At 67.7% G+C, this 16,798-nt stretch carries 14 protein-coding genes; 5 read left to right on the top strand and 9 right to left on the bottom strand.

Annotation, left to right across the window (positions count from 1 at the left end; all coding sequences use genetic code 11):
* From aspS to rluD, 6 genes are all read right to left on the bottom strand, one after another.
* Positions 1–1,782, bottom strand: coding sequence for an aspartate--tRNA ligase (gene aspS / locus ACJMKZ_RS04920; RefSeq protein ID WP_405232080.1), 1,782 nt, complete (start codon positions 1,780–1,782; stop codon positions 1–3).
* Between the two features lie 54 nt (positions 1,783–1,836).
* On the bottom strand, positions 1,837–2,496 hold the full coding sequence (locus tag ACJMKZ_RS04925; protein ID WP_405232081.1) for a DUF502 domain-containing protein: 660 nt from the start codon (positions 2,494–2,496) through the stop codon (positions 1,837–1,839).
* Between the two features lie 29 nt (positions 2,497–2,525).
* A complete protein-coding gene (locus ACJMKZ_RS04930; RefSeq protein WP_405232082.1) occupies positions 2,526–2,876 on the bottom strand; it encodes an FmdB family zinc ribbon protein in 351 nt (116 codons plus the stop codon).
* A 91-nt stretch (positions 2,877–2,967) separates the two neighbouring features.
* Entirely contained in the window at positions 2,968–5,571 is a 2,604-nt protein-coding gene (gene clpB, locus ACJMKZ_RS04935; protein ID WP_405232083.1) for an ATP-dependent chaperone ClpB, read from the bottom strand.
* A gap of 116 nt (positions 5,572–5,687) precedes the next feature.
* Positions 5,688–6,416, bottom strand: coding sequence for a peptidoglycan editing factor PgeF (gene pgeF, locus ACJMKZ_RS04940; RefSeq protein ID WP_405232084.1), 729 nt, complete (start codon positions 6,414–6,416; stop codon positions 5,688–5,690).
* Positions 6,416–7,384: a 23S rRNA pseudouridine(1911/1915/1917) synthase RluD gene (gene rluD / locus ACJMKZ_RS04945; RefSeq protein ID WP_405232085.1), complete on the bottom strand. Its 969-nt coding sequence runs from the start codon at positions 7,382–7,384 to the stop codon at positions 6,416–6,418. Before rluD ends, pgeF begins: the two co-directional genes overlap by 1 nt.
* 60 nt (positions 7,385–7,444) lie before the next feature.
* Between rluD and ACJMKZ_RS04950 the strand changes: the two genes are divergently transcribed.
* On the top strand, positions 7,445–8,254 hold the full coding sequence (locus ACJMKZ_RS04950) for an outer membrane protein assembly factor BamD (protein WP_405232086.1): 810 nt from the start codon (positions 7,445–7,447) through the stop codon (positions 8,252–8,254).
* Positions 8,255–8,282: 28 nt separating this feature from the next.
* Here the strand turns inward: ACJMKZ_RS04950 and ACJMKZ_RS04955 are convergent, their stop codons facing one another.
* The 3 genes from ACJMKZ_RS04955 to sucC are packed head-to-tail and all read right to left on the bottom strand — an operon-like array spanning position 8,283 to position 12,011.
* Positions 8,283–9,932 carry an NAD+ synthase gene (locus ACJMKZ_RS04955; protein WP_405232087.1) on the bottom strand — a complete coding sequence of 550 codons (1,650 nt, stop codon included), beginning with the start codon at positions 9,930–9,932 and terminating at the stop codon, positions 8,283–8,285.
* A 34-nt stretch (positions 9,933–9,966) separates the two neighbouring features.
* Positions 9,967–10,839, bottom strand: a complete 873-nt coding sequence (gene sucD, locus ACJMKZ_RS04960; protein ID WP_405232088.1) for a succinate--CoA ligase subunit alpha — start codon at positions 10,837–10,839, stop codon at positions 9,967–9,969.
* Between the two features lie 11 nt (positions 10,840–10,850).
* On the bottom strand, positions 10,851–12,011 hold the full coding sequence (sucC, locus tag ACJMKZ_RS04965) for an ADP-forming succinate--CoA ligase subunit beta (RefSeq protein ID WP_405232089.1): 1,161 nt from the start codon (positions 12,009–12,011) through the stop codon (positions 10,851–10,853).
* A gap of 261 nt (positions 12,012–12,272) precedes the next feature.
* Between sucC and ACJMKZ_RS04970 the strand changes: the two genes are divergently transcribed.
* The 4 genes from ACJMKZ_RS04970 to ACJMKZ_RS04985 all read left to right on the top strand — a co-directional run bounded on the left by ACJMKZ_RS04970 (position 12,273) and on the right by ACJMKZ_RS04985 (position 16,718).
* Positions 12,273–13,913, top strand: coding sequence for a sensor histidine kinase (locus ACJMKZ_RS04970; protein ID WP_405232090.1), 1,641 nt, complete (start codon positions 12,273–12,275; stop codon positions 13,911–13,913).
* 1 nt (position 13,914) lies between these two features.
* Positions 13,915–15,255: a sigma-54-dependent transcriptional regulator gene (locus tag ACJMKZ_RS04975; RefSeq protein WP_405232091.1), complete on the top strand. Its 1,341-nt coding sequence runs from the start codon at positions 13,915–13,917 to the stop codon at positions 15,253–15,255.
* Positions 15,256–15,581: 326 nt separating this feature from the next.
* On the top strand, positions 15,582–16,100 hold the full coding sequence (locus tag ACJMKZ_RS04980) for a pilin (RefSeq protein ID WP_405232092.1): 519 nt from the start codon (positions 15,582–15,584) through the stop codon (positions 16,098–16,100).
* Positions 16,101–16,214: 114 nt separating this feature from the next.
* Positions 16,215–16,718 carry a pilin gene (locus ACJMKZ_RS04985; protein ID WP_405233136.1) on the top strand — a complete coding sequence of 168 codons (504 nt, stop codon included), beginning with the start codon at positions 16,215–16,217 and terminating at the stop codon, positions 16,716–16,718.
* The last annotated feature ends 80 nt before the right edge of the window (positions 16,719–16,798 follow it).

Consider the following 16,798-nt stretch of genomic DNA (forward strand, 5'->3'; position numbering starts at 1 on the left):
TCAGCTCTCGGTGTCGCCCCGCGGCTTGCGGAGCCGGATGCCCACCTCGCGCAGCTGCTGGGCGGAGACGTCGCCCGGCGCGTCCGTGAGTGGGCAGGCCGCCGTCTGGGTCTTCGGGAAGGCGATGACGTCGCGGATGCTCTCGGCGCCGGTCATCAGCATCACCAGGCGGTCCAGGCCGAAGGCGATGCCGCCGTGGGGCGGGCAGCCGTATTCCAGGGCGCGCAGCAGGAAGCCGAACTTCTGCTCCGCCTCCTCGGGGCCGATCTGCAGCAGATCGAACACCGCCGACTGCACCTCCTGGTCGTGGATACGGATGGAGCCGCCGCCGATCTCCGAGCCGTTCAGCACCATGTCGTAGGCGCGCGAGAGCGCGTGATCCGGGTCCTTGCGCAGCGCGTCAGCGTCGCTGATGGAGGGCGCCGTGAAGGGATGGTGCAGCGGATCCAGGCGCCCGGTGCCCGGGTCGCGCTCGAACATCGGGAACTCCACCACCCACAGCGGCCGCCAGCCGGCTTCCACCAGGCCCCGGTCCTCGCCGAGTTTCACGCGCAGGGCACCGAGAGCGTCGTTCACCACGTGCGCCTTGTCCGCGCCGAAGAACACCAGGTCGCCGTCCGCGGCGCCGGTGCGCTCCATGATGCCGGCGATGGCCTCGTCCGGCAGGAACTTGAGGATCGGCGACTGCAGGCCCTCGCGGCCGGCGGCGGCGTCGTTCACCTTGATATACGCGAGTCCCTTCGCACCGTAGCGGCCCACGTAGCCGGTGTAGTCGTCGATCTCCTTGCGGGTGAGTTCGCCGCCCTTCGGCAGGCGCAGCGCGGCCACCCGGCCCTTCGGGTCCGCGGCCGGGCCGGCGAACACCTTGAATTCCACACCTTCCAGCAGATCGGAGACTTCCACCAATTCCAGCGGGATGCGCAGGTCCGGCTTGTCGGAGCCGAAGCGCTGCATCGCCTCCGCCCAGGGCATGCGCGGGAAGGGTGCGGGCAGCTCCACGCCCAGCACGTCGTCGAACAGCGCACGGATGAGCCGCTCCATGGTGCCCATCACCGTCTGCTCGTCCACGAAGCTCATCTCGATGTCGAGCTGGGTGAACTCGGGCTGGCGGTCGGCGCGCAGGTCCTCGTCGCGGAAGCAGCGCACGATCTGATAGTAGCGATCGATGCCCGACATCATCAGCAGCTGCTTGAAGATCTGCGGCGACTGGGGCAGCGCGAAGAACTTGCCCGGGTGGGTGCGGCTCGGGACGATGTAGTCCCGCGCGCCCTCCGGCGTGGTCTTGGTCAGCATCGGCGTCTCGACGTCGATGAAGCCCTCGTCGTCCAGGAAGCGGCGCAGCGAGCGGGTGGCCGCGTGGCGCAGGCGCAGATTGGCCAGCATGTCCTCGCGGCGCAGGTCCAGGTAGCGGTAGCGGAGCCTGAGTTCCTCGTTGGCGGTCTCGTCGTGATGGAACGGCGGCGTCTTCGCGCCGTTCAGCACCGTCAGCTCCTCGGCCAGCACTTCGATCTGCCCGGTCCGCATGTTCGGATTGACCGTGCCCTCGGGCCGCGGCCGCACCTTGCCGCGCACCGCCAGCACGTATTCGCTGCGCACCCGCTCGGCGTCGGCGAATATCTCCGGGCGGTCCGGGTCGAACACCACCTGCAGCAGGCCTTCGCGGTCGCGCAGGTCGACGAAAATCACACCGCCGTGGTCGCGCCGGCGGTGCACCCAGCCGGTGACTTCCACGACCTCGCCGGTCAGCGTCTCGTCGACCTGTCCACAGTAATGAGTGCGCATAGCGTTTTCGATGATGAGTGAGGGGCCGGCGACGCCGGCAAAAGAGGCGAAATGTTACGGCCTGGCCTCGGGCGCTGCAAGCGGAAGCTCCTGCTCGCCCACGTGCCAGCGGGGCACGACGACGCCCAGCGAGATGATCATCTTCAGCGCCTCGTCCACCTCCATCTCGAGCTCGATGATGTCTTTTCGGGGCACCATGATGATGAAGCCGGAGGTGGGGTTGGGCGTGGTCGGCACGAACGTGCAGACCACGTCCTCGCCGGTCTTCGCCTGCACCTCGCCCAGCGCGCTGGAGGTCTGGAACGCCAGACTGTAGACGCCCTTGCGCGGGTACTCGATCAGCAGCACCTTCTTGAACGAGTCGCCGGAGTCGCCGAGCACCACCTCGGCGAAGTTCTTGGAGGCGCCGTAGACGGAACGCACCACCGGGATGCGCTGCAGGATGGCCTCGCCGAGCGCGAGCAGCCGCCGACCCGCGAAGTTCGCGACCAGCATGCCGGTCACGAGCAGGATGATGATGGTGAGCAGGATGCCGAGGCCCGGGATCGTGAATGTGATCCCGAAGACCTCGTAGGGCGGACGTACGCTCGGCGGCAACAGGTCGAGGGTCTTGTCGAGCTGGCGGACCAGCAGGTTGAGGATGAACAGGGTGAGGCCGAGCGGCACCCAGACGAGCAGCCCCGCCACCAGCCACGCCCTCAGCCGCTTCATCACCGCTCCGGCTCCACCGGTCCCGCCCCGGTTCAGGCCGCCGCGCCGCCGGTCGAGCCGGCCGCCTTGCCGTCGCTCGCCTTCTTCTCGGGTTTGCTCTCCGGCTTGCTGTCCGACTTCTTGTCGCCGTCACCGCCGGACTTCTTCTCGCTGTCGCCGCCGCTGCCACCGCCGTCGGCCAGATTGCGCTTCTTGTCCTTGTCGGTCTTGAAGTCGGTCTCGTACCAGCCGCTGCCCTTGAGACGGAAGCGGGGCGCCGAGATCTTGCGCTTCAGCGCCGCCTCGCCGCAGTCGGGGCAGTCGGTCAGCGGGTCGTCACTCATCTTCTGCAGGGCGTCGAGTTCGTGCCCGCAGCTCTTGCACACATACTCATAGATAGGCATGTCGTCTCTCTCCACGAAGAACGCCCCCGGAGACACCGGGGGCGCCGATTATAGCCGCTGTCGCCACGGGAACCGGTTTTCGTCCTCCGGCTCAGCCTGCCATGGCCTTGGGGGCATCCGACGTGCGGAACACGATCTCGTCCCCCGAGACGTCCGCCAGGATCGTGTCGCCCGGCGCGAATTCGCCGGCGAGGATACGCTGGGCCAGCGGATTCTCGATGCGCTGCTGGATGGCGCGCTTCAGCGGCCGCGCGCCGTACACGGGGTCGAAGCCGGCCTCGGCGAGCTGGTCTCGCGCGGCGTCGGTGAGTTCCAGCTCCATGTCGCGGTCGGCGAGACGCGCGTGCAGGTAGCCGAGCTGGATGTCGACGATGCGCCGGATATGCTCGCGGCCGAGCGGATGGAACACCACCACGTCGTCCACCCGGTTGATGAACTCGGGCCGGAAGTGCTGGGAGACCACCTCCATCACCTCGCCCTTCATCTTCGCGTAGTTCTCCTCGCCGGCGAGCTCCTGGATGCGCTGAGAGCCCAGGTTCGAGGTCATGACGATGACGGTGTTGCGGAAGTCCACCGTGCGGCCGTGGCCGTCGGTGAGCCGCCCGTCGTCCAGCACCTGCAGCAGGATGTTGAAGACATCCGGGTGGGCCTTCTCGACCTCGTCGAGCAGGATCACCGAATAGGGCCGGCGCCGTACCGCCTCGGTGAGGTAGCCGCCCTCCTCGTAGCCCACGTAGCCCGGCGGCGCGCCGATCATGCGCGCGACCGAGTGCTTCTCCATGAACTCGGACATGTCGAGGCGCACCATGGCCTCGTCCGTGTCGAACAGGAACTCCGCCAGGGCCTTGGTGAGCTCGGTCTTGCCGACGCCGGTCGGGCCCAGGAACAGGAACGAGCCGATGGGCCGGCGCGGGTCGGAGAGCCCGGCGCGGGAGCGGCGGATGGCGTTCGACACGCTTACCACGGCCTCGTCCTGGCCGACGACGCGGGTCCTGAGCGCCTCCTCCATCTGCAGGAGCTTCTCCTTCTCGCCCTCCAGCATCTTCGAGACCGGGATGCCGGTCCACTTGGACACGACCTCGGCCACCTCTTCCTCGGTGACCTTGTTGCGGACCAGCGTGGGCTTGGCCGTCTGCTCGGAATCGGCGGCACTCTCCAGCTGGCGCTCGAGTTCCGGGATCCTGCCGTACTGCAGCTCGGACATGCGGGTGAGGTCGCCGGCGCGGCGCGCCGTCTCCAGCTCCAGGCGTGCCCGCTCCAGCTCCTCCTTGAGATGGGTGGTGCCCTGCATGGCCGCCTTCTCGGACTTCCAGACCTCTTCGAGATCGGAGTACTGCTTCTCGAGGTCGGTCAGCTGTTCTTCCAGGTCGTCCAGCCGCCGGCGCGAGGCCTCGTCGGATTCCTTCTTCAGCGCCTCGCGCTCGATCTTCAGCTGGATGATGCGGCGCTCCAGACGGTCCATCGCCTCCGGCTTGGAGTCGATCTCGATGCGGATGCGCGAAGCCGCCTCGTCCACCAGGTCGATCGCCTTGTCGGGCAGCTTGCGGTCGGTGATGTAGCGGTGGGACAGCGTCGCCGCCGAGACAATCGCCGGGTCGGTGATCTCGACGCCGTGGTGCACCTCGTAGCGCTCCTTGAGCCCGCGCAGGATGGCGATGGTGTCCTCCACCGTCGGCTCGGAGATCAGCACCTTCTGGAAGCGGCGCTCCAGCGCTGCGTCCTTCTCCACGTACTGGCGATATTCGTCCAGGGTGGTCGCGCCCACGCAGTGCAGCTCGCCGCGTGCGAGCGCAGGCTTCAGCATGTTGCCGGCGTCCATGGAGCCCTCGGCCTTGCCGGCGCCCACCATGGTGTGCAGCTCGTCGATGAACAGGATGATCTGCCCCTCCTGCTTGGAGAGGTCGTTCAGCACGGCCTTCAGGCGTTCCTCGAACTCGCCGCGGAACTTCGCGCCGGCGATCAGCGCGCCCATGTCCAGCGACAGGATGCGCTTGCCCTTCAGGCCCTCCGGCACCTCGCCGTCCACGATGCGCTGGGCGAGGCCCTCCACAATCGCGGTCTTGCCGACGCCCGGCTCGCCGATCAGCACCGGGTTGTTCTTGGTCCGGCGCTGCAGTATCTGGATGGTGCGGCGGATCTCGTCGTCACGGCCGATGATGGGGTCGATCTTGCCCTGCTCGGCCCGTTCGGTGAGGTCGATCGTGTATTTTTCGAGCGCCTGGCGGGTGTCCTCGGCGTTGGGGTCGTTCACCTGGGCGCCGCCGCGCATCTCCTCGATGGCTTTCGTGAGCGCGCCCTTCACCACGCCCGCCTCGGCGAGAATCTTGCCCAGCGCGCCCTTGTCTTCGACCGCCGCCAGCACGAACAGCTCGCTAGAGATGTACTGGTCGTTGCGCTCCTGGGCCAGCTTGTCGGTGACGTTCAGCAGCTTGCCGAGGTCGTTCGACAGATGCACCTCGCCGCCGGTGCCCTCCACGCTCGGCAGCCGGTCGATGGCCTCGCCGAGCTGGGAGCGCAGCATGTTGACGTTGGCGCCGGCGCGGGTCAGCAGGCTGCGCACGGTGCTGCCCTGCTGGTCCAGCAGCGCAACCATCAGATGCACCGGCTCGATGAACTGGTGGTCCTGTCCGACCGCCAGCGACTGGGCATCGGCGAGCGCCATCTGGAATTTGCTTGTCAGTTTGTCCATTCGCATGGGCTGGTCCCCCGGATCGGGATGTCCTCAACTGGTTCGGAAATGGTGCCGGAAGCCGCGGTTTCAAGCGCCGGCGCGGCCTCGGCTGCCTCCGCTGCCGCCCCGCCGCCGGGCCGTCAGCTCCGGATCCACACCAGCGTGGCCTGACGGCCGCAGTCGCCGTCGCGCCGGTAGGAGAAGAAGCGTTCGGCCTCGTCGTGGGTGCAGAACTCCCCGCCGCTGACCGTCACGCCGGCAGCCTCGAGCTCCCGCCGGGCGAGCCCTGCCAGGTCCGCCTGCCAGCGGCCCTGGTCGTTGGGGGCGAAGAAGGCGGCGTTGACCACATCACGGGCGATGAACCGCTCTCGCACCTCGCCGCCCACCTCGAAGGCGGGCTGGGCGATGGCGGGGCCGAGCCAGGCGAGGACCTCGGTCGGTGGGGTCGTCATCGCGGCCAGGGCCGCCTCGACGACGCCGTCCGCGAGTCCGCGCCAGCCGGCATGCACGGCCGCCACCTCGTCGCCGCGGCGGCTGGCGAGCAACACCGGCAGGCAGTCGGCCGTGAGCACGGCGCAGACCACGCCCGGCTCGCGGGTCACGGCGGCGTCAGCCTCCGCCGGCGTGCCGTCGGGCCGTGCCTCCACCACCCGGGTGCCATGCACCTGGGCGAGCCAAGCCGGCTCACCAGGCAGATCCAGCGCCTCGACCAGCCGGCGCCGGTTCTCCGCCACGGCCGCCGGGTCGTCGCCGACGTGGGCGCCGAGATTCAGAGCGGCGTAGGGGCCCGTACTCACGCCGCCGGCACGGGTGGTGGCCGCGGCGGCGACGGCAGCCGGCGCTTCCCAGTCGGGTCGGATGATGTCCATCAGCCGGCCTCCACCCGCTCCCGGTGGGCTCGCAACGCCGCGATCAGCGCGGCGTGATCGTCCGGCAGCGGCGAGGAGAACGCCAGTTCTTCGCCGGTCGACGGATGTTCGAGGGCCAGCGACTCGGCGTGCAGCGCCTGGCGGCGGAAGTTGCGGAGCGTTGCCGTGAGCGCCTCGTCGGCCCCCGGCGGCAGCTGCAGGCGGCCGCCGTACACCGGGTCGCCCAGCAACGGATGACGGATGTGGGCGAAGTGCACGCGGATCTGGTGGGTGCGGCCGGTCTCGAGGCGCACGCGGACGTCGGTGTGCGCCACGAAGCGCTCGACCACCCGGTAGTGGCTTACCGCCGGCCGGCCGCCCTCTCGCACCGCCATGCGGGTGCGCTGGACCGGATGGCGGTCGATGGGCGCGTCGATCGTGCCGCCCGCCGTCAGCACGCCCCGGCACACGGCCCGGTACTCACGGCGGATGTTGCGACTCCCCAGCGCGCGGACGAGCGCCGTGTGGGCCTCCACCGTGCGCGCCACCAGCATCAGCCCGCTGGTGTCCTTGTCCAGCCGATGCACGATGCCCGCACGGGGCACGGAGGCGAGCTCCGGGTAGCGATGCAGCAGGCCGTTCTGCAGGGTGCCTTCCCGGTTGCCGGCACCCGGATGCACGACGAGACCGGCAGGCTTTTCCACGACGATCAGACCCGGGTCCTCGTGCACCACCCGGAAGACGACCGGCTCCGCCTCCACACGGGTCTCCGGCTCGACCACCGCATTCAGCTCCACGGTCTCGCCGCCACTCACCGCATCCCGCGGGCGGCAGCCGCGGCCGTCCACGGTGATGAGGCCGGCCAGCAGCCACTCCTTCAGCCGGCTGCGGGAGTACTGGGGGAACATCTGCGCGAGCGCCTGGTCCATCCGCTTGCCGGCCAGCGACTCGGGGACCTGCTGCCTCTGTGTCTGTGCTGTCTCCGTCATCGGGGGGCCTCGGGTAAGCCGGGCAGTTTACGTTATACTCCGCCGACTATGCCGAGCATTATGCGCCAAGCCATCCCGCCCTCTCTTTCCATCCCGGTCGCCGGCACGGTTTCCGCGGCCCTCTCCGCACGGTCGGGCACTGTAACCCGGCTGCTGCTGGTCGTGTGTCTCGCCCTGGCGGCCGTCGCCTGCGGCACCGACGGGCCCGAGCGCGAGCAGGGCGCGGTGGAAGAAGTCTACGAGCGCGGCCAGCGCTCCATGGCCAACGGCAATTACCGCCAGGCCATCGCCATCTTCGAGCAGATCCAGGCCCGCTTCCCGTTCACCGAGTTCGGCAAGCAGTCCCAGATCGACCTGATTTACGCCTACTACAAGAGCGGCCGTAGCGAGCAGGCCATAGACGCCGCGGATCAGTTCATGCGCGAGAATCCCACCCACCCGCGGGTGGACTACGCACTCTACCTGCAGGGGCTGACCTGGTTCGACAAGGAGCCCAGCCTCCTGGACCGGACTTTCGGGGTCGACCGCACGGACCGGCCGCCCACCGACACCCGCCGCTCCTTCGCGGCCTTCAAGCGGCTGGTGGAACGCTATCCCACCAGCGATTACGCCGCGGATGCCACCCAGCGCATGATCTTCCTGAAAAACCGGCTGGCGTCCTACGAGAACCACGTGGCCGAGTACTACCTCCGCCGGGGCGCCTGGATCGCGGCGCTGAACCGGGCCAAGACGGCGCTGGAGGAATACAACGGCACGCCGGCGAACAAGAAGTCGCTGGAGATCATGGTGCGCGCCTACGAGAAGCTGGATCTGGACGAGCTGGCCGCCGACACCCGCCGGGTGCTCGCGGAGAACTTCCCGGACAGCTGATCCGCTCGCCGGCGTCCGGCCGGGTGGTCTAGCCGGGGAATCGGTAGCCCGACGTGATCGGGTAGCGCCAGTCCCGGCCGAAGGCCCGGGTGGAGATGCGCACGCCCGGCGGCGCCTGGCGGCGCTTGTACTCGCTCCGGCGCACCATGTTCAGCACCCGCAGCACCGTCTCGCGCTCGTAGCCCCGCGCGGCAATCTCCTCTACCGACAGGTCCTCCTCGATGAACGCGGCAAGGATGGGGTCCAGCTCCTCGTAGGGCGGCAGCGAGTCCGTGTCCTGCTGGCCGGGCTTGAGTTCGGCCGACGGCGGCCGGGTAATCACCCGCTCCGGAATCACCGGCGAGCGGCTGTTGCCGGACTTGCAGGAATTACGATAGCGGGCCAGCCGGTAGACCAGGGTCTTGGCGCAGTCCTTCAGAGGCGCGAACCCGCCCGCCATGTCGCCGTACAGGGTGGCGTAGCCCACCGCCATCTCCGACTTGTTGCCGGTGGTGAGCAGCATGCGGCCGGTCTTGTTCGAGATGGCCATCAGCAGGATGCCCCGGCAGCGGGACTGGATGTTCTCCTCCGTCGCGTCCGGCGGCAGCCCCTCGAACAGGGGCGCCAGCTGGGCGAGGGTGGCGTCCACCATCGGCTCGATGGAGATGACGTCGTAGCGCACGCCGAGGCCCACGGCCTGGGCGGCCGCGTCCGTACGGCTGATTTCCGCCGTGTAGCGGTAAGGCATCATCACCGCCTGCACCCGCTCCGGGCCCAGCGCATCCACCGCCACGGCCAGGGTCAGCGCGGAGTCGATGCCGCCGGACAGGCCCAGCACCACGCCGGGGAAGCCGTGCTTGTCCACGTAATCCCGGGTGCCGAGCACCAGCGCCGAATACACGCTCGCCTCCGCCCCGGGCAGCTCCGCGAGCGGCAGCGGCTCGGGCTCGATGGCACGGCGGCCGATGTGGAGCTCCACCGGGAAGAGTCCTTCCTCGAACATCGGCGCCCGGAAGGTGAGATTGCCCTTCGCGTCGGCCACGAAGGAGCCGCCGTCGAAGACCAGCTCGTCCTGCCCGCCCACCATATTCAGATAGACCAGCGGCACGCCGTTCTCGTCGGCACGGGCGCAGCCCATGCGCTCACGTTTCTCCTGGCTGCCGGTATCGTAGGGCGAGCCATTGATGGTCAGAATGACCTCGGCGCCGGCGCCCCGCGCGAGCCGCGCCGGGCCGGGCTGCCAGATGTCTTCGCAAATGGTGAGACCCACGCGGGTACCGCGGAAGCGGAACACGGCCGGCTTCTCGCCAGGCGTGAAATAGCGCTTCTCGTCGAACACCCGGTAGTTGGGCAGCAGATGCTTGCGGTAGCGGGCGAGTTCCCGGCCGTCCTCGATCACGGTCGCGGCGTTGTACAGCCGCTCGCCGTCGTACTCCGGGAACCCCACCAGCACCGCGACGCCCTCGAGTTCGGTGCGGATGCGCTCCAGCGCGGCGGCGATCTGACGCCGCAGACCGGAGTGGAACAGAAGATCCTCCGGCGGGTAGCCGCAGAGGAAGAGTTCCGGGAAGACGACGAGATCCGCGCCATGCTCGTCCCGCGCGCGCGCGGCCGTCGCGAGCAGCCGCTCCGTGTTGTCGGTGACGCCTCCGACCACCGGATTCAGTTGGGCGAGGACGAGCTTCAGGGACTCGGCCATGTCGGCAGCGGGCCAGGCGGCAGCCCGACGGGGCTCAGCCGTCGAGCGCCGAGGCGATGGCGGAACCGAGATCCGCCGGCGAGCGCACCGTGGTGACGCCGGCCTCCTCCAGCGCCTCGAACTTGGCCTCCGCCGTGCCCTTGCCGCCTGCGACAATGGCGCCGGCGTGGCCCATGCGCTTGCCCGGCGGCGCCGTCACGCCGGCGATGTAGGCCACCACCGGTTTGGAGACGTGGTCGGCGATGTAGGCCGCGGCGGCCTCCTCGTCGGTGCCGCCGATCTCGCCCACCATGATGATGCCATCGGTTTCGGGGTCGGCCTCGAACAGCTTGAGGCAGTCGATGAAGTCCATGCCGCGCACCGGGTCGCCGCCGATGCCGATGCAGGTGGACTGGCCGAGGTCGGCCTGGGTGGTCTGATAGACCGCCTCGTAGGTCAGCGTGCCCGAGCGGGAGATCACGCCGATGCGGCCGGCCTGGTGGATCATGCCGGGCATGATGCCGATCTTCGCCTGCCCCGGCGTGATGATGCCAGGGCAGTTCGGTCCGATCAGCCGGCAGTCGTAGTCGGCCAGCGCGGCCCGTACCTTCACCATGTCCAGAACCGGGATGCCCTCGGTGATGCAGACCACCAGGCCCACGCCCGAGTCCGCCGCCTCCAGGATGGCATCGGCCGCGAACGGCGCCGGCACATAGATCATGCTGACATCGGCGCCGGTCTCGGTCACCGCTTCGTGCATGGTGTTGAACACCGGCACGTCGAGGTGCTCCTCGCCGCCGCGGCCCGGGGTGACGCCGGCCACCACGTTGGTGCCGTAGGCGATGCACTGCTCGGTATGGAAAGAACCCTGGTTGCCGGTGATGCCCTGGCAGACGATGCGGGAATTCTTGTCGACTAGAACGCTCATGGATGCTCCTGTCAGCCGGCGGCCGCCACGGCCTTCTTGGCCGCGTCGGTGAGATCCGATGCCGCGATGATGTCCAGACCGCTGCCGGCCAGCTTCTCGCGGCCCTGCTCGACGTTGGTGCCTTCCAGACGCGCCACCACGGGCACCTCGACACCCACCTCCTTTACCGCGGTGATGATGCCGTCGGCGATGAGATCGCAGCGCACGATGCCCCCGAAGATGTTCACGAGTATCGCTTCCACGCTCTCGTTGGAGAGGATCAGCTTGAAGGCCTCGGCCACGCGCTCGGCGGTGGCGCCGCCACCCACGTCCAGGAAGTTGGCCGGCTCGCCGCCGTGCAGCTTGATCAGGTCCATCGTCGCCATGGCGAGTCCGGCGCCATTCACCATGCAGGCGATGTTGCCACCGAGGGAGACATAGCTGAGATCGTGTTCCCGGGCCTCGCGCTCGGTGTCGTCCTCCTGAGAGGGATCACGCATCTCCTCGAGGGATTTCTGCCGGAACAGCGCGTTCTCCTCGATGTTGATCTTGGCGTCCAGTGCGACGATGTCGCCGTCGCCGGTGACAATCAGCGGATTGATCTCCAGCAGGCTCGCGTCCTTGTCCTCGAACAGGGCGTAGAGCTTGTTCAGCAGGCTGCCGAACTGCTTCAGCTGGCCTTTGTCGAGGCCGAGACCGAAGCCGAGCCGGCGGATCTGGTAGGGCTGCAGACCGGCGGCGGGCGAGACCGCGACCGAGAAGATCTGCTCCGGCGTTTTCTCCGCCACTTCCTCGATGTCCATGCCGCCGGCCGCCGAAGCGATGATGGCAACGCGCTTCGCCTCCCGGTCCACCAGCATGCTGAGATAGAGCTCACGCTCGATCGCCGAGCCGGACTCCACGTAGACCACGTTGACCGGCAGCCCCTCGGGGCCGGACTGGTGGGTGACCAGGCGGGTCCCGAGCATGCCCTCGGCGGCCTCGCGTACCTCGTCGGCGCTGCGGCAGAGCTTCACGCCCCCCGCCTTGCCGCGCCCGCCCGCATGGACCTGGGCCTTCACCACCCAGAGATCGCCGCCGAGCTCCTCGGCGGCCGCCACGGCGGCGTCCGCCGTCTCCGCGGGCCGGCCCTCGGGCACGGGGATGCCGTAATCGGCGAACAGCCGTTTGGCCTGATATTCGTGCAGATTCATCGTTCGTCCGGACTGTCAGTTGGGAGACGCGGGCCGGTTTCTGCGTTCTGGTTCGCGGCCGCCCGCGGAAGAGGTGCGTATTGTGGGGCAAAGGTCGAGGATTGGCAAAGCCCCGTCAGAAGGCGGCTTCCACTACAATGCGGCCCCAATGGGCGCGTAACGAAACCTGTAGGAGGGCCTTCAGGCCCGATGCGAATCGGGATCCGGCCTGAAGGCCCTCCTGCATGGCCAGCCAGGCAACAGGGGCGTCAGGAACGGCGTATGGCCGAAGAATCGCACGGGAATCCGATGCCGGGGGCGGCTGCCGGCGCCACATCGGAACTGGGCCGGCGGGTGCTGGGAACGCTCGCCGCCTTCCGCCTGTTCATCGCTGCCGCCTCGCTGCTGGCCTTCTTCGTCGACACCGACCCCCGACTGGTGGGTGCCGAGCATCCGGCGCTGTTCCCCGGTACCGCCGCCGCATACCTGATCGTCGCGGCGTTCACGCTGCTGGGGCTGCGCCGCACGGTGGCCGGCCTGCAGATTTACGCCCAGATCTCTCTCGACGTGCTCGCGATCCTGCTGCTGATGTACGCCAGCGGCGGCGTCTCCAGCGGCCTCGGCGGCCTGCTCATCGTCTTCGTCGGCGGCGGCAGCCTGGTGATGCCCGGCCGGCTGTCCCTGTTCTTCGCCGCCGTCGCCGCCATCGGCATCCTGTTCAGCCAGATGCTGACCGTGCTGCAGGGCGACGCCCTCGCCGGCGCCTACCCGGCCGCGGGCATCCTGGGCGCCGTGATCTTCATCGTGGCGCTGGCGGCGCGGCCGCTGGCGCGGCGCATCCAGGAAAGCGAGGAACTCGCGCACCAGCGGGGCGTGGACCTCGCCAACATGGCCGAGCTCAACCAGTACATCGTGCAGCATCTCCGCGAGAGCATCGTGGTGATCGACGCCGACGACCGGGTGCGGCTCATCAACGAGTCCGCCGCCCACCTGCTGCGTGCGGACAGCTTCTCGCCCGGCATGAAGCTGGCGATGCTCTCGCCGGAGCTCGACCGTCACGTGCGCGCCTGGCGCATGGTGGACCGGGAAGGGCCGCCACCCGAATTCACCATGACCGACCCGGAAGGCGGCACGCCCATCCTCGTGCACCTCGCACCCTTCGGCCGCACCGGCGAGGGCCGCGGGCCGGTGCTGGTGTTCCTCGAAGACGCGAGCCTGCTGGCCGAGCGGGTGCAGCAATCGAAGCTGGCCTCGCTCGGCCGGCTGTCGGCCAGCATCGCCCACGAGATCCGCAACCCGGTCGGAGCCATGAGCCACGCCGGCCAGCTGCTGCAGGAGTCCCCGGCCATCGCGGCCGAGGAGAAGCGGCTGATCGAGATCATCCTGTCCCACTCGGATCGGGTCAGCCACATCATCGACAACATCCTCCAGCTCTCACGCCGCGACACCAGCCAGCCCGAGCGTTTCGCGCTCCGGCCCTGGCTCGAGGATTTCGTGCAGGAGTTCGCCAAGACGCTGCAGCTCAACGAGGGCGAGCTCACCGTGGCGCCCGGCGACGACGACCTCGAGGTGCGCATGGACCGCAGCCATCTCCGCCAGGTGCTCTGGAATCTCTGCGACAATGCCGTGAAATACGCGAGCGAGACCGGCGGCATCGAGGTGATACTGCGCACGGACCGCGTGGAACCGGGCGACCGGCCCTATCTGGAAGTTCTTGACCGGGGTCACGGTGTGGAGACCGGCACCGTGGATAAGATTTTCGAGCCCTTCTTCACTGCGCGGCAGGGAGGCACCGGGCTCGGTCTGTACATTTCGCGGGAACTGTGCGAACTGAACCGGGCCACGCTCTCCTACCGGCCGCGGAATGGCGGGGGCAGCGTATTCCGCATTGTATTCGCGGACCCGAACCGCTGGCAGAGCTGACATGACGACAGACGTACAGGCATTGGTGGTCGACGACGAGCCGGACATCTGCGAGCTGCTCGCGATGACCCTGAACCGCATGGACATCGCCACCGAGACGGCAGGCGACGTCGCCTCGGCCAAGAAGAAGCTCCGTGGCGGTGACTTCGACCTCTGCCTCACCGACATGCGCCTGCCCGACGGCGACGGACTGGAGCTGGTGGAGTGGATGCAGAGCCACACGCCGGGCGTGCCGGTGGCCATGATCACGGCCCACGGCAGCGTGGAGACCGCCGTGCAGGCGCTGAAACTCGGCGCCTTCGACTTCGTCTCCAAGCCCCTGGACGTCAAGGATCTCCGCAATATCGTCGGCGCCGCCATCCGGCTGGGCGCCGCCGGCGGCGACGCCGGCCGGGAGCTGCTCGGCCGCTCCGCCGCCATCGACCGGGTCCGGGACATGATTGCCCGGGTCTCGCGCAGCCAGGCGCCCGTGCACATCTGCGGCGAGTCCGGCACCGGCAAGGAACTGGTCGCCCGCATGATCCACGAATCCGGTCCGCGCAAGGAAGGACCCTTCGTACCGGTGAACTGCGGCGCCATTCCGGCCGAGCTCATGGAGAGCGAGTTCTTCGGCCACAAGAAGGGCAGCTTCACCGGCGCGGTGACGGACAAGAAAGGGCTCATCGAGACCGCGGACGGTGGCACCCTCTTCCTGGACGAGATCGCCGACCTGCCGCTGGCCATGCAGGTGAAACTGCTGCGCTTCATCCAGGAGAAGACCATCCGGCCCGTCGGCGCGCCGCGGGAGGTGGCGGTGGACGTGCGGATCCTCAGCGCCACCCACCGGGACCTGGCAGCCATGGTCGCCGGCGGCGAGTTCCGCGAGGACCTCTTCTACCGCATCAACGTCATCGAGCTGCGGGTCCCGCCCCTGCGCGAGCGCACCGAGGACATCCCGCTGCTGGCCGAGGCCATCCTCGCCCGCTTCGCCCGAGAGTCGGGCGGCGAGCCGGCGGAGATGACCCCCGGGGCACTGGAAGCCCTGTGTAGCTACGGCTTCCCGGGCAACGTTCGCGAACTCGAAAACATCCTGGAGCGGGCGGTCACGCTGTCGCCGAACGGCATCATCGACAGCGGCGATCTGCAGCTGCGGCCTGTGGTGGCAACGTCGAAAGGGGAAGTGTCACCGACTGCGGCCGCTGCGCGCGCCGAGGCGCTGGGCGACCAGCTCGAGGACGTCGAGCGCCAGGCGATCGTCGACGCGCTCGAGAAGACCCGCTACAACAAGACGGCTGCCGCGAAGCTGCTGGGGCTGACCTTCCGCCAGCTGCGGTACCGCATCAAGAAGCTGAATATCGACTGATGCGGGCATTTCCTGACCCGCTGCGGTCGCGAGCCATAGCTAGACTTCGGCACTCGGCAGGGAGCAGGCGGAAACGCGAGAGGGGTAACGACCGGGGTGACAATTGGGTGACGAGAATTGTCACCTTCTGACACACGTCGCAGCCTGGCGACAATCGAGATCGCCAAGATTCACCATAAAGAACCGGCCGCTAAAGGCTAAGCTCTGTAAAATCAGTGACTTGAATCGCGATGATCCCGGTTGGCACGACACTTGCTTCCTGTCGCACAGGCGGAGACGCCATTTTTCGGAAAAGTTTTGGCAACCCCCTCAGGGAGACATTGGACATGAAGAAAGTGCAGCAGGGTTTCACCCTTATCGAACTGATGATCGTGGTTGCGATCATCGGCATTCTGGCCGCGATCGCTATCCCGGCTTACCAGGACTACACCATTCGCTCGCAGGTTACCGAAGGGTTGAATCTGGCGGCAGCTGCAAAAGCGGCTGTTGCTGAGGACTTCCTCAACGAAGGCATGCCGCCAACGAACCGTACTGACGCCGGCATGACTGCCAATGCCGTAGATACGTCTGGTAAGTATGTGACCGGGATCAACATCACAAACGGTTCGATTATCATCACCTATGGCAATGAGGCCAACGCGCAAATCAGCGGCCAGACGCTGCAGATCACGCCGTACGAGACCACGGATCTTTCGATCGCATGGCGTTGCGGTTACGCAGCGGCTCCCGCCGGGACGGATCCGCTCGGCACGTCCGGGGCCGCAGCCGGAGCAGCGGGCGCTGTTGCCGCGCATGCCGATCCGTCGTTTGACGCGAAGTATCTGCCGTCTGCCTGCCGCCCGTAATTCGAACGGCGCAAGACGACCGAGGAAGGGCCCCGCGAGGGGCCCTTTTCCTTTCGCCCCGTCAATCGAACATAATTGGCTCGGCGGCAACCATGAACAACAGCGGGTAGCGTGATGCCGATGCACAGAGAATCTGGTTTCACATTGATCGAACTGATGATCGTAGTCGCAATCATCGGGATCCTCGCAGCGATTGCGGTCTCCTCGTATCAGACCTACACAATCCGGGCCCAAGTGGCTGACGGCCTAAACCTGGCAACGAATGCGAAAGCACCGATCGTTGATGCCTTTGTGAACGACGGTGCTCCTCCTGCCAATCGGACCGAAGCCGGAATGTCGGCGAATCCCACAGACACGTCCAGCAACTACGTTACGTCCGTGGACGTCCGTAACGGCACTGTTGTTATCACTTACGGCAATCGCGCCAACGCATCAATTGCCGGTGCATCGCTTTATCTCATCCCGTACGAAACAAATAACCTCGGTGTAGTCTGGATCTGCGGCAACACTGCGCCGATTCCCGGCACTGCCCCCATGGGAACGCAGGCAGCCGGAGATACTGCCTTTCTCGGCGTTACGACAGTGCCTCCCCGCTACCTGCCATCGAGCTGCCGTTAAGCCACGGGAATCACGATGAATGAAAGGCGGCATGGCATCACCGCACGTACACCCAACCTGCTGTTCTAGGGCCAGAAGCT

This window comes from Lentisalinibacter salinarum (assembly GCF_040706555.1).
Classification (GTDB): domain Bacteria; phylum Pseudomonadota; class Gammaproteobacteria; order Steroidobacterales; family Woeseiaceae; genus Lentisalinibacter; species Lentisalinibacter salinarum.